This is a genomic window from Mesorhizobium sp. P3_B5 (genome assembly GCF_056402815.1).
This window is the reverse complement of the sequence record NZ_JBFUGR010000002.1, coordinates 759,981-773,070: the sequence shown is the minus strand read 5'-3', so window position 1 is coordinate 773,070 and position 13,090 is coordinate 759,981. Positions and strand designations below refer to the sequence as shown.

Annotated in this window: 11 protein-coding genes and 1 riboswitch; of the genes, 6 read left to right on the top strand and 5 right to left on the bottom strand. The window is 63.0% G+C overall.

Translation table 11 applies throughout. From position 1 onward, the window contains the following. Nucleotides 1-228: 228 nt before the first annotated feature. The 4 genes from chvE (at nucleotide 229) to araD1 (ending at nucleotide 5,438) form a co-directional block, all read left to right on the top strand. A complete protein-coding gene (gene chvE / locus AC1DVW_RS08605; RefSeq protein WP_477241768.1) occupies nucleotides 229-1,299 on the top strand; it encodes a multiple monosaccharide ABC transporter substrate-binding protein in 1,071 nt (356 codons plus the stop codon). Nucleotides 1,300-1,421: 122 nt separating this feature from the next. Further along, nucleotides 1,422-2,954 carry a multiple monosaccharide ABC transporter ATP-binding protein gene (gene mmsA, locus AC1DVW_RS08600; protein WP_477322372.1) on the top strand — a complete coding sequence of 511 codons (1,533 nt, stop codon included), beginning with the start codon at nucleotides 1,422-1,424 and terminating at the stop codon, nucleotides 2,952-2,954. Next, entirely contained in the window at nucleotides 2,951-4,243 is a 1,293-nt protein-coding gene (gene mmsB / locus AC1DVW_RS08595; protein WP_477241764.1) for a multiple monosaccharide ABC transporter permease, read from the top strand. The genes mmsA and mmsB overlap by 4 nt, the downstream gene beginning before the upstream one ends. Before the next feature lie 202 nt (nucleotides 4,244-4,445). Beyond that, on the top strand, nucleotides 4,446-5,438 hold the full coding sequence (gene araD1, locus AC1DVW_RS08590; RefSeq protein WP_477322370.1) for an AraD1 family protein: 993 nt from the start codon (nucleotides 4,446-4,448) through the stop codon (nucleotides 5,436-5,438). Between the two features lie 196 nt (nucleotides 5,439-5,634). On the opposite strand, the gene AC1DVW_RS08585 is transcribed toward araD1, so the two are convergent. Further along, complete coding sequence (locus AC1DVW_RS08585; RefSeq protein ID WP_477241760.1) at nucleotides 5,635-6,408, bottom strand: ABC transporter substrate-binding protein; 774 nt, start codon at nucleotides 6,406-6,408, stop codon at nucleotides 5,635-5,637. Nucleotides 6,409-6,500: 92 nt separating this feature from the next. Then, on the bottom strand, nucleotides 6,501-7,595 hold the full coding sequence (locus tag AC1DVW_RS08580; protein WP_477241758.1) for a 2'-deoxycytidine 5'-triphosphate deaminase: 1,095 nt from the start codon (nucleotides 7,593-7,595) through the stop codon (nucleotides 6,501-6,503). Between the two features lie 143 nt (nucleotides 7,596-7,738). Continuing rightward, a riboswitch (SAM riboswitch) is annotated at nucleotides 7,739-7,816 on the top strand. A gap of 57 nt (nucleotides 7,817-7,873) precedes the next feature. Here AC1DVW_RS08580 and AC1DVW_RS08575 point away from each other — a divergent pair. Next, nucleotides 7,874-9,064 carry an O-succinylhomoserine sulfhydrylase gene (locus AC1DVW_RS08575; RefSeq protein WP_477322368.1) on the top strand — a complete coding sequence of 397 codons (1,191 nt, stop codon included), beginning with the start codon at nucleotides 7,874-7,876 and terminating at the stop codon, nucleotides 9,062-9,064. Between the two features lie 30 nt (nucleotides 9,065-9,094). On the opposite strand, the gene AC1DVW_RS08570 is transcribed toward AC1DVW_RS08575, so the two are convergent. After that, the gene (locus tag AC1DVW_RS08570) at nucleotides 9,095-10,249 is read right to left on the bottom strand and encodes a ceramide glucosyltransferase (RefSeq protein WP_477322366.1); all 1,155 of its coding nucleotides are present in this window, start codon (nucleotides 10,247-10,249) and stop codon (nucleotides 9,095-9,097) included. A 209-nt stretch (nucleotides 10,250-10,458) separates the two neighbouring features. Between AC1DVW_RS08570 and apaG the strand changes: the two genes are divergently transcribed. Further along, nucleotides 10,459-10,851, top strand: a complete 393-nt coding sequence (gene apaG / locus AC1DVW_RS08565) for a Co2+/Mg2+ efflux protein ApaG (protein WP_477241752.1) — start codon at nucleotides 10,459-10,461, stop codon at nucleotides 10,849-10,851. Nucleotides 10,852-11,043: 192 nt separating this feature from the next. On the opposite strand, the gene AC1DVW_RS08560 is transcribed toward apaG, so the two are convergent. Together AC1DVW_RS08560 and argF are read right to left on the bottom strand one after the other, a co-directional pair. After that, nucleotides 11,044-12,075, bottom strand: a complete 1,032-nt coding sequence (locus AC1DVW_RS08560) for an Hsp33 family molecular chaperone (protein WP_477322364.1) — start codon at nucleotides 12,073-12,075, stop codon at nucleotides 11,044-11,046. 95 nt (nucleotides 12,076-12,170) lie between these two features. After that, nucleotides 12,171-13,082, bottom strand: coding sequence for an ornithine carbamoyltransferase (gene argF / locus AC1DVW_RS08555; protein WP_477241748.1), 912 nt, complete (start codon nucleotides 13,080-13,082; stop codon nucleotides 12,171-12,173). Nucleotides 13,083-13,090: the final 8 nt, after the last annotated feature.

Genomic DNA, 13,090 nt, shown 5'->3' with positions numbered 1-13,090 from the left:
CCATCAAAGATCGCATTTGACAGTTATGGCAAAGGGACACACCCTGAGCGCGTCTTGAGACTTGACGGTCGTTGACGAGCAAAATCGTATCGATTGAAATCAGCGTCTCGAGACTATTGGGAGGAATACCAGAGATCGATATGCCGGCGGTGGCGCGTTTGCGCTTCCGCTCGACTGCGCGGCCCGCGAAGCCCCGGGGTGCCGCGTCCATCAACCAGGGAGAGTTAAGTGAAAATCATCAAGACACTGGCCGCCGTCGCGGCCCTTGGCATTGCTGCCATGACCTACTCGGCGCACGCAGCCGACAAGGGTCTTATCGGCGTGCTAATGCCGACCAAGACCTCGCAGCGCTGGATCAACGACGGCGACGCCGTCAAGTCTCAGCTCGAGGCTCTCGGCTACACCGTCGACCTGCAGTACGCGCAGGACGACATCCCCAACCAGCTCAGCCAGCTGGAAAACGAAATCACCAAGGGTCCGAAGGCGCTGATCATCGCCTCGATCGACGGCACCACCCTGTCGGATGCGCTGCAGAAGGCCGCTGACGCCGGTGTCGTCGTCGTCGCCTATGACCGCCTGATCAAGAAGACCGCCAATGTCGACTACTACACCACCTTCGACAATTTCGGCGTCGGCGTCATCCAGGCCAACTCGCTGGTCAAGGGCCTCAAGGAGCGTTTCCCGAACACCAAGCCGTGGAACGTCGAACTGTTCGGCGGCTCGCCGGACGACAACAACGCCTTCTTCTTCTACAATGGCGCGATCTCCGTCCTGCAGCCGCTGATCGATGACGGCTCGATCAAGATCAAGTCCGGCCAGACCGGCATGGATAAGGTCGGCACGCTGCGTTGGCTCGCCGCCACCGCCCAGGCGCGCATGGACAACCTCCTGTCGGCCAACTATTCGGACGGCAGCCGCGTCGATGGCGTTCTGTCGCCCTATGACGGCCTCTCGCGCGGCATCACTGCCTCGCTGCGCGCTGTCGGCTATGGCACGGACGCCCAGCCCTGGCCGATCGTGACCGGCCAGGACGCCGAGACCGCCTCGGTCAAGCTGATCATCTCGGGCGAGCAGTACTCGACCGTGTTCAAGGACACCCGCGAACTGGCCAAGGCCACTGTCGAACTCGTCGACAAGGTGCTCTCGGGCGGCAAGCCGGACGGTCTCGATGAAAAGACCTACAACAACGACGTCAAGGTCGTTCCTTCGATCCTTTTGACGCCGCATGATGTCGACAAGTCGAACTACCAGGCGCTGGTTGTCGACTCCGGCTACATCAAGGCCGAAGACCTGAAGTAATTTCGGTTACAAAGCTTGGGGTCCCGCGTACAGCGGGGCCCCTTTTTGCTAGCGCGGCGAATCCAAAATTCGCATACTAGCCCGCCGGCATTGGTCCGGACCTGGGAGGAGCGGTATTCCTGATGGCCTCGACGATTTTGGAGATGCGCGACATCACCAAGACGTTCCCCGGCGTGAAGGCGCTGTCGAACGTCAACCTCAGCGTCGAGGAGGGCGAGATCCATGCCGTGGTCGGCGAGAACGGCGCCGGCAAATCGACGCTGATGAAGGTGCTGTCGGGCGTCTATGCCTCTGGCACCTATGACGGCGCGATCGTCTATCGCGGCGAGGAATGCCATTTCAAAGGCATTCACGATAGCGAACACAAGGGTATCGTCATCATCCACCAGGAACTTGCGCTGGTGCCGATGCTGTCGATCGCCGAAAACATTTTCCTTGGCAACGAACACGCCAAATTCGGCGTCATCGACTGGAATGCCAACGAGACGCGCACCAGCGCCTTGCTGAAGAAGGTGGGCCTCAAGGAGGACCCCAAGACGCTGATCACCAATATCGGCGTCGGCAAGCAGCAGCTTGTCGAGATCGCCAAGGCGCTCAGCAAGGAAGTCAAGCTGCTGATCCTCGACGAGCCGACGGCGAGCCTGTCCGAAAAAGACAGCCAGGCGCTGCTCGATCTGCTACTCGAGTTCAAGCGGCAAGGCATGACCTCGATCCTGATCTCGCACAAGCTCAACGAAGTGAACCGGGTCGCCGACAAGGTCACGGTCATCCGCGACGGGCGGACCATCGAGACGCTTGCCAAGAAAGACATCTCCGAAGACCGCATCATCACCTCGATGGTCGGGCGCTCGCTCGATGACCGTTATCCGCCGCGCGAGCCGAAGATCGCCGAGGTCGTGCTGCAGGTGAAGAACTGGTCGGTCTATCATCCGATCCACGCCGAGCGGCAGGTGATCAAGGGCATCGATCTCAACGTCCGTAAGGGCGAGGTGGTGGGCATCGCCGGGCTGATGGGCGCCGGACGTACAGAATTCGCGATGAGCCTGTTCGGCCGCTCCTATGGCCGCCGCATCACCGGCGAGGTGCTCCTCAACGGCAAGCCGATCGATGTCTCCTCGGTCAGCAAGGCGGTGGCCCATGGCATTGCCTACGTTACCGAGGACCGCAAGACCTACGGTCTCAACCTGATCGACCACATCAAGCACAACATCACGCTGGCCAACCTTGGCGGCGTGTCGCGTCACGCGGTGATCGACGATTTGCGCGAACTCGCCGTCGCCAACGACTACAAGGCCAAGACCAACATCCGCTCGTCCAGCGTCTATCAAATGACCGGCAATCTGTCGGGCGGCAATCAACAGAAGGTGGTGCTGTCGAAGTGGCTGTTCGCCAATCCGGAAGTGCTGATCCTCGACGAGCCGACGCGCGGCATCGACGTCGGCGCCAAGTACGAAATCTACACCATCATCGCCCGCCTCGCCTCCGAGGGTAAGGCGATCATCGTCATCTCGTCGGAGATGCCTGAGCTGCTCGGCATCACGGACCGCATCTACGTCATGAATGAAGGGCGCATGGTTGGAGAAATGGCGGCAAGCGACGCCAGCCAGGAAAAGATCATGCGCGCCATCGTTCGGGGAGAAGGAAAGCCATCATGACCACAGAAAGCGCTCCCGCGCCGAAAAGCGGCGTCGCCGAAGATGTACAACCGGGGCCGCGCGTTGCCGTCTCGGCGCTGATCACCAATCTGCGCGACTACGGCCTGATCCTGGCGCTGATCGCCATCATGGTGTTCTTCCAGTTCACCACCTCCGGCACACTCTTCAAACCGGTGAACCTGAGCAATCTGGTGCAGCAGAACTCGTTCATCATCGTGATGGCGCTGGGCATGCTCTTGGTCATCGTCTCCGGCCATATCGACCTCAGCGTCGGCTCCGTTGCCGGTTTCATCGGTGCGCTGGCGGCGATGATGATGGTGATCTGGCCGCTCGGACCCTTCAGCAACCCGCTGGTGGTGTCGATCATCTGCCTCATCATCGGCGGCGGCATCGGCGCGGCCCAAGGCTATTGGATTGCCTATCACCGAATACCGAGTTTCATCGTCACGCTGGCGGGAATGCTGATCTTTCGCGGCATCTGCCAGGCGCTGCTGGGTGGCGGGTCTTCGGTGGGGCCGCTTCCAGACGGCTTCAAGGCGCTCAGCTCCGGCTTCATTCCGGATGTGATCGGCCCCTTGACGCTGATCCCGCCGACGGTGAACGCCGCCGGCAAGACCATTCTGGGCAGCGGCATGACCTTGCACATGACAACGATCCTGATCGGCATCGTCGCCGTGCTCGCCTATGCCTATTTCGGGCTCAAGGCACGGCGCACTCGCGAAGCGCATGGCTATGAAGCCGAACCTTTCACGCTGTTCGTCATCAAGACCCTCGTGACCAGCGCGCTGGCGCTGTTCCTGGTCTACCAGTTCGCCAGCTACAGGGGTCTGCCGATCGTACTCATGGTGATGGGCGCGCTGATTGCGCTGTTCGTCTTCGTCACCAAACGCATGACGATCGGCCGCCGCATCTACGCCATGGGCGGCAATGCCAAAGCGGCGCAACTGTCGGGCATCAAGACCGAGCGGCTGACACTGATGGTGTTCGTCAATATGGGCGTGCTGTCGGCGCTTGGCGGTCTGATCATTGCAGCGCGGCTCGGACAGGCCGTGCCGGCGGCGGGCCTCGGCAGCGAGCTCGACGTCATCGCCGCGGTGTTCATCGGCGGCGCCTCGGCGATGGGCGGCGTCGGCCAGGTGATCGGCGCGGTGGTCGGCGGCTTCATCATGGGCGTGATGAACAACGGCATGTCGATCATGGGCGTCAATGTCGACTGGCAGCAGGTGGTCAAAGGCCTGGTGTTGCTCGGCGCCGTGGTCTTCGACGTCTACAACAAGAACAAGGGTTGAGGCGAGGGAACCAGGAAGGCATACGGGTCACATCGCGGCTGCCGGCAACCCGCCGGCGCATAGAAGTTCCCCCAGGGGACCAGGCCCGCGAAGCGCTATCCCGACGAAGAATTTCACCCGTGGCGCGGAATGGTACCGAGCCGCGACGGTCAGGGTTTGCCACGCCGGCAGCCGGGCCTAGTCACCAGAGAGAGGGTATATCATGCTGATCTCCCAGATCCTCGACGACGCCGAGACGATCCGCGTCGTCGCCCGCAACGGCGGCAAGACCCGGATCATCAATGGCGCCCGCAGCGTCTATTCGCTGGCGATGGAGGCCGCGCGCACCGGCACCGGACTGGTTGCGCTCATCGAGCGCAAGGGCTTCGGCGAGACCGTCGATCTCGACGCCGCCTACAAGAAGGGGCGGCTGCTGTCGCCGATCAACCATCCAGACCCCGCGCATCTGCACCTCACCGGCACCGGGCTGACGCATCTGGGCTCTGCGGCAACGCGCGATTCCATGCACAAGAAGCTCAGCACCGACGGCGAGGAGCAGCTCACCGATTCGATGAAGATGTTCCGCATGGGGCTGGAAGGCGGCAAGCCGGCGAAAGGCCAGACCGGCGTGCAGCCGGAATGGTTCTACAAGGGCAACGGCACCATGGCGGTGGCGCCGGGTGCGCCACTCATGTCGCCGGCTTTCGCGCAGGACGCCGGCGAGGAGCCGGAAGTCGCCGGCATCTATGTCATTGGCGATGACGGCGCGCCGTTCCGCGTCGGCTTCACGCTGTCGAACGAGTTTTCCGACCACGTCACCGAGCGCGTCAACTATCTGTTCCTGGCGCATTCGAAGCTGCGCAACGCCTCATTCGGACCGGAGATCCTGATCGGCGACCTGCCGTCCGACATCCGAGGCGCCTCGCGCATCGTTCGCGACGGCAAGGTGCTTTGGGAAAAGCCGTTCCTGTCGGGCGAGGCGAACATGTCGCACACCATCGCCAATCTCGAACATCACCATTTCAAATATTCGGCCTTCCGCCAGCCGGGCGACGTGCATGTGCACATGTTCGGCACGGCGACGCTTTCGTTTGCCGACGGTATCAGGACCGAGGCCGGCGACACGTTCGAAATCGAAGCCAAGGATTTCGGCCTGCCGCTGCGCAACCCGCTCGAAATCGAGCAGCCGGTGAAGGTGGCGGTGAAGGCGTTGTGACAGCGTAATCTCCCCCCTCGTGGGGGAGATGGCCGGCAGGCCAGAGGGGGGCGCTGTCCCTCCAACGTCTCAATCGAATAACTTCGCCTTCAACTGTTCTCGGCTGGCCAAATGGTGCAAGGTCGGCGATCCTTCGCGCCCCCCTCTGCCCTGCCGGGCATCTCCCCCACGAGGGGGGAGATTGGCAGCTGCAACCTCAATAAATATCGAAGTCGAAATACTTTGCCTGGATCTTCTTGTAGGTGCCGTCGGCGACGATGGCGTCGATGGCGGCGTTGAGCTTGTCGCGAAGCTCTGTGTCTTCCAGGCGAACCGCGATGCCGGCCTGCGTCTCGGTGCCCTTGATGTCGCCGATCATCTTGCAGCAGCCGTTGCTCGCCTTCTTCATCCAGTCGACCAGCACGAACTTGTCCGAGATGACGGCATCGAGGCGGCCGTTGGTCAGATCGGTGATCGCTTCTTCCTGGGTCGGATAGAGCTTGGCCTCGGCGCCGGCCTTGCCATAGACGTCCTGGGCATAATCGGCCTGGGTGGTCGACGCTTGGGCGCCCACCGTCTTGCCGGCAAGTGCCGCCGCTTCAGTCGAGGTGAGCTCGCTGTCCTTCAGGGCCACCATGGCAAGCGGCGTGGTGTAATATTTGTTGGTGAAGGCGACCTGTTTCTTGCGTTCCTCGGTGATGCTCATCGAGGCGATGATGGCGTCGAACTTCTTGGCCTGGAGGGCAGGAATGATGCCGTCCCAGTCCTGCGTGACGATCTCGCACTCGACCTTCATCTGCGCGCAAAGCGCATCGGCGATGTCGATGTCGAAGCCGACGACCTTGCCGTCCGGCGTGATGGTGTTGAACGGCGGATAGGCACCCTCGGTGCCGATCTTCAGTTTCTCCGCGGCCTGTGCCGAAAAGGAGCCGGCAGCAATGACCAACATGGCGGCGCTTGCCGCCGATAGGATCCATCTCGAAATCCGCATTCTTGTTCCCCTTGCAGTTAAGTCATCATGACGGTCGGCACAGCCAAGCATGGCGCTCCGGGTCAGGCAAGGTCTCACGGTGACAAGGAAGATCAGCGCGCGGCGCGGAAATGCTTGGACAGCTTCAGGCCTTGCGCCTGGTAGTTGGAGCCGAGATCGGTGCCGTAGAGCGCCTGCGGCCGCTTCAGCATGTGCTCGTAGACCAGCCGCCCGACGATCTGGCCATGGTCGAGGATAAACGGCACTTCGTGGCTGCGCACTTCGAGCACCGCCCGGCTGCCGGTGCCGCCTGATGCCGAATGGCCAAAACCCGGATCGAAGAAGCCGGCATAGTGAACGCGGAATTCGCCGACCAGCGGATCGAAGGGCGTCATCTCGGCGGCGTAGAGCGGCGGCACATGCACCGCCTCGCGCGACACCAGTATGTAAAACTCGTCGGGATCGAGCACCAGTTCGCCAGCGCCGCGCTTATAGAGCGGCTCCCAGAAGTCGACGACATCCTGGGCGGCACGCTTGTCGACATCGACAAGGCCTGTGTGATGCTTGCCGCGATAGCCGACCAGCCCATCCTTGTCGCCGTCGAGATCGATCGACAGCGCGATGCCGCCGCCGGAAATGTTGGGCGGCTCGGTGGCCACCAGCATCTCGGCGCGGTGGAGTTCGCTCAGTTCTGCCTCCGACAAGAGCGCATTGCCGGTGCGGAAGCGGATCTGCGACAGCCGCGAGCCGGTGCGCACGACGATCGGGAAGGTGCGCGGGCTGACCTCCAGGTAGAGCGGACCGTCATAGCCGGCGGCGATCTTGTCGAACTCGTGGCCGCGATCGGTCATCACCCGGGTGAAGATGTCGAGCCGTCCGGTCGAACTCTTCGGGTTGGCCGATGCGGAAATGTCGGCAGGCAGCGCCAGGCCTTCGAGCAGCGGCACGATGTAGACGCAGCCGGTTTCAAGCACCGCGCCTTCGGCGAGATCGATTTCGTGCAGTTTCAGCCGATCGAGCTTTTCGGCGACCTTGTGGCCCGGCCCGGGCAAAAAGGAAGCGCGCACCCGCCACGCTTTGGCGCCGAGCCTGAGATCGAGGCTGGCCGGCTGGATCTGGTCGGCATCGAGCGCACGCGGCGACTTCAGCGCGCCCGACTGGAACAACGCGGAAATATCCTGATCGGGAAGAATGCCGGTCTGCCGCAAAGCTGGCTCCGCTTGAAGGCCGCGACTCTTTTTTTGTCGCAGGTTCTTGCCGCAAAACCGTGTAACACTTTTGCGGAACCTGCTTGGTACAAACCTCTTAATCAAGCCGGGAATTGACGCAAGCGCGGTGCAGGTCTAAAGGGTCGTTATCCCGTGGTGATTTGGCCGGTCGGCTTGCAGCCACGTTAAACAAGTCGCTAAAGGACCGTCGGGCCGCAAGGCCGTATGGACCGGTTGCGACTTTCGCGGCCGGTTTTTTTGTGTCTGGAACAAAAGCGATGAGCACCAAGAAGCGTAACTGGAAGCCTCAGACAGCACTCGTGCATGCAGGGACCTTGCGTTCCCAATTCGGCGAAACGTCGGAGGCGATGTACCTCACCCAGGGCTATGTCTATGAGACGGCGCAGGCAGCCGAAGCGCGCTTCAAGGGCGAAGAGCCGGGTTTCATCTATTCGCGCTACGCCAATCCGACCGTCGACATGTTCGAAAAGCGCATGTGCGCGCTTGAAGGCGCGGAAGACGCGCGCGCCACCGCGTCCGGCATGGCGGCGGTGACCGCAGCCCTTCTGTGCAGCGCCAAGGCCGGCGACCACATCGTGGCGGCGCGCGCGCTGTTCGGTTCCTGCCGCTGGGTGATCGAGACGCTGGCGCCGAAATACGGCATCGAGGCAACGCTGGTCGACGGCACCGACATCGCCAATTGGGAAAAGGCGGTGAGGCCGAACACACAACTGTTCTTCCTGGAAAGCCCGACCAACCCGACACTGGAAGTGATCGACATCGCCGCAGTTGCTGCGCTCGCCAATTCGATCGGCGCGCGGCTGATCGTCGACAACGTCTTTGCCACCCCCTTGCAGCAGAAGCCTTTGCAGCTCGGCGCCCACATCGTCGTCTATTCGGCGACCAAGCATATTGACGGCCAGGGACGCTGTCTCGGCGGCGTCATCCTGTCGGACAAGAAGTGGATCGACGAGAACCTGCACGACTATTTCCGCCACACCGGCCCCAGCCTGTCGCCGTTCAACGCCTGGACGCTGCTGAAGGGCCTGGAGACGCTGCCACTGCGCGTGCGCCAGCAGACCGAAAGCGCCGGCAAGATCGCCGATTTCCTGGCCGGGCGGCCGGAAATCGCCCGCGTCATCTATCCGGGCCGCGCCGACCACCCGCAGGCGGCGGTCGTCAAGAAGCAGATGTCGGGTGGCTCGACGCTGATCTGCCTCGACGTCAAGGGCGGCAAGCAGGCGGCCTTCGCCTTGCAGAACGCGCTCGACATCGTGCTGATCTCCAACAATCTCGGCGATGCCAAGAGCCTGATCACCCATCCGGCGACGACGACTCACAAGAATCTGAGCGACGAGGCGCGCGCCGAACTCGGCATCGGGCCGGGAACGCTGAGGCTCTCCGTCGGCCTCGAGGATGCGGACGATCTGCTCGCAGATATCGAGCAGGCGCTGAAGTCGGCAAAATAGGCTTCGCCCGATACGACAAGGCGCGGGCGCTCAGGCGCCCGACGGCGTCTCTTCCAGTTCGGCTGCCTTGGTGCCGATGGTCATCGCGTTGCCGCGCCAGTCGACGGCGCCGCCGAGCCAGCCGCGCACCCAGAGGGCGGGCAGCATCACGTCGCGCGCCATCAGCGCCGGGATCATGCGCGGCGACAGGTACCAGCCCTTGCCCCAGGCCAGGGCGCATTCCGGCAGGTAGGCGAGTGCGAGCACGGCGAGCGCGGTTGCCGGCAGGCTGAAGCCGGCGCCCGCCGCCGCCAACAGCGCCAGCACCAGTGGCACCGCCACGCCAGTGAATATCTCGGGCGCGAAGAACAGCGGGAAGGTGACGCGGCGCAAGCGCGCCCAACGCGCCTGGCGCGACCAGATTTCGTCGAAACTACGTTGGCCAAGCGGCTGCTCGAAGGGCGAGGCGACAAGATTGACGCGCAGCCCGAGCCCATTGACCAGCTTGGTCGCGGCGGCGTCCTCGGCGATCTCGGCGGCCAGTGCGCGGATGCCGCCATTGGCATCGAGCATCGGCTTGTTCCACAGCATGCTCTTGCCCTGGGCAAAGCCGAGGCCAAGCGCGTCGCCGGTATATTGCCAGCGCGCCTGCAGCGTGTTGAGGAACGCGCATTCGACCTCCGCCCAGAACCCGGCCGGCCGCGAGCCGATCGGCGTCGAGCAGACGAGGCCGGTGTCGTCGCGCCATGCCGCCAGCAGATGCTGGACATAGTCCATGGGCATCAGCACGTTGGAATCTGCAAGGATGACCCATTGGTGGCGGGCCGCTTCCCAACCCTTGACGCAATTGTTGAGCTTCGGATTGCCGCTGATGCGGTCATCGCCAAACAGCAGCCGGGCCGGTATCTCGGGAACCCGGGCAATCGTCCTGTTTATCATCTTGACCACCGGATCGTCGGCGTGGGCGACGCAGAAGAGCAGCTCATAGCGCGGCCAGTCGAGCGAGAAGGCGCGTGCCAGGGTCTCCTCGGTAAATGGCTCGACGCCACGCGCCGGGACCACGATCGACACCCCCGGCGCCTTGCCGGCGGGCGGCGCGATGGAGCGCCGCCGTCTCAGCATGAATGAAGCGAGCAGGATGCCGGCGAGATTTGAAAGAAGCAGGGCTATCGAAAGCAGGGCTGCGGCTATGACTGTCAGTTCCATCGAGATCTGGTCACTCCGGGAAAAGCCGGCCGCAAATAGCCATTTTTGAACGGTTCGACAGAGCGCTTGAGTCGCCCGGCACAGTCCGGACACACCATCATTGTCATGTGTCACTTAAATGACATTGTTTGTCGGCACCTGCGCTTGAGGTCGTTGACCGGGCCGGGGAGAGCGCCGACAGTTCCGCTCACATTGCCTTGGAGTAGCCCATGTACCGCGCCGTTACGCGCAACATCGAAGTGCAGGTCAGGCCGTTCTATCTGGAGGATCGCTCGGATCCCTCCGAGAACCGCTATGTCTGGGGCTATCAGATAACCATCGACAACCAGTCGGACGATTTCGTGCAGCTTTTGTCGCGCTATTGGCACATCACCGACGGCACCGGCCGGGTCGAGGAAGTGCGCGGTGCCGGCGTTGTCGGCGACCAGCCCGAACTCAACCCCGGCGACAGCTATCAATACACGTCCGGCTGCCCGCTCTCGACGCCGTCCGGCATCATGGTCGGCCACTACACCATGCGCAACAAGCGGGGCGAGACGTTCGACATCGCCATCCCGGCGTTTTCGCTGGATCTGCCAGGGACACGGCGGACGGTGAACTAGCGTCTTTCTCCCCGTCTCAATACGGGGAGAAATGCCCGGCAGGGCAATGAGGGGCGGCGCCGGTCCCTGAGATTATCTTCCATGTACAAGCGCGTCTGAGTGTATTGCCGCTGCCATTTGCCGACGGTCGCGCTGCCCCTCATCCGCCCTTCGGGCACCTTCTCCCCGTAGAACGGGGAGAAGGAAGAGAGGTTACTGAGCCGCAAACTCCGCCGGATCGAAGTCATACTGCTTCGAGCAGAACTCGCAGGCGACGTGGATGCCACCGTCCTCGGTGCTGTCCTTGATCTCCTGCGCCGAAAAGCCCTCGAGGATGCCGCGGATCTTGTCCCTGGAGCATGAGCACTGGTCGGCGACTGGAACGCCGCCGAAGACGCGCACGCCGTGCTCATGGAACAGCCGGTAGAGCAGCCGCTCGGCGCCGATCGTCGGGTCGATCAGTTCGGTCGGCTCGATGGTGCCGAGCAGCGCCACCAGTTCCTGCCAGGAATTGTCGGCCGGTTCATGCGTCACGTCGCGCGGATCGCCGTCGCCGCCCGAAATGTCAGGCACGCGCATGCGTTCGGGCGATTGCGGCAGGAACTGCGCCAGGATGCCACCGGCGCGCCACTGCTCACGGGCGCCACGAGGACCTGGCGTCAGCAGCTTGGCCACCGACAGCCTGAGATCGGTCGGGATCTGCTCCGACTGGCGGAAATAGGTGCGTGCCGCATCTTCCAGCGTTTCGCCGTCGAGCTGGACGATGCCCTGGTAGCGCTGCGTGTGGGCGCCCTGGTCGATGGTCAGCGCCAAAACGCCGCTGCCGAGCAACGTCTGCTGCGACGTTTCGCCGGTAGCGATCAAGGCTTCCAGCCGGTCGGCATCGAAGCGCGCATAGGCCCGCAAGGCCGATGGCGTGGAGAAATCCGCGACCAGCATGTCGACCGGCCCGTCGGTGCGGGTCTGCAGGATAAACTTGCCCTCGAACTTGAGCGAGGTGCCAAGCAACACCGTCAGCACACAGGCTTCCGCCAGCAGCCGGGCGACCGGCTCGGGATAGTCGTGGCGGCTGAGGATGGCGTCGAGCATCGGCCCGAGCTGGACCGTGCGGCCGCGCACGTCGAGCGGGCCGACCTCGAAGGGCACGACGTGATCGTCGCCGGCATAGCCGAATTCGCCGAGTTTGAGGTGATGTTCAGTCACTTGATGCGTTTCCAACATGACAAAGCTCCAGGGCGCGGCCATGCCGCCCCCTGGGGTGCATGCGTCCAAACGCGCTTGATTTGCGTGATGCGGCGCAGATAGGCATCGCGCCGCCCCAGATCAAGCGCCCAGACACATCAAGCGCCCAAGCACCAGGCGAGCACGGCCTTCTGGGCGTGAAGCCGGTTCTCGGCCTCGTCGAAGACCACCGAATGCGGTCCGTCGATGACCTCGTCGGTCACCTCCTCGCCGCGATGCGCCGGCAAGCAGTGCATGAACAGGGCGTCCGGCTTGGCCTTCGCCATCAGGGCTGCATTGACCTGATAGGGCGAGAACACATTGTGACCGCGGGCGCGATGTTCCTGACCCATCGACACCCAGCAGTCGGTGACGATGCAATCGGCCTCATGCACGGCTTCCTCGGGCGAGCGGGTGAAGCTCAGCTTGCCGCCATGCGCCTTCGACCAGTCGATATGTTTCTGCGCCGGCTCGCTGCCCTCGGGCACGGCGACATTCAGGTTGAACTGGAACCGCGCCGAGGCCTCGAGCAGCGAATGCAGCACATTGTTGCCGTCGCCGGTCCAGGCGATGGTCTTGCCGGCCACCGGACCACGATGCTCCTCGAAGGTCATGATGTCGGCCATCAGCTGGCAAGGGTGGGTGTCGTCGGTCAGCCCGTTGATGACGGGGATCGTTGCGTTCTCGGTCAATTCAAGCAGCCGCTCATGCGAGGTGGTGCGGATCATGATCGCATCGACATAGCGCGACAGCACCTTGGCGGTGTCGGCGATGGTTTCGGAGCGGCCTAGTTGCATCTCGGTGCCGGTCAGCATGATGGTCTCGCCGCCAAGCTGGCGCATGCCGACGTCAAACGACACGCGCGTGCGCGTCGACGGCTTGTCGAAGATCATCGCCAGCACCTTGCCTTCGAGCGGCTTTGTCCGCTCGCCGGCCTTGAGCCTGGCCTTTCGCAGCACCGCGTCGTCCAGCATGAAGCGCAGATCGCCTTCGGAAACGGCGGAAAGATCGGTGAAATGGCGAAGTGACATCAGGAATG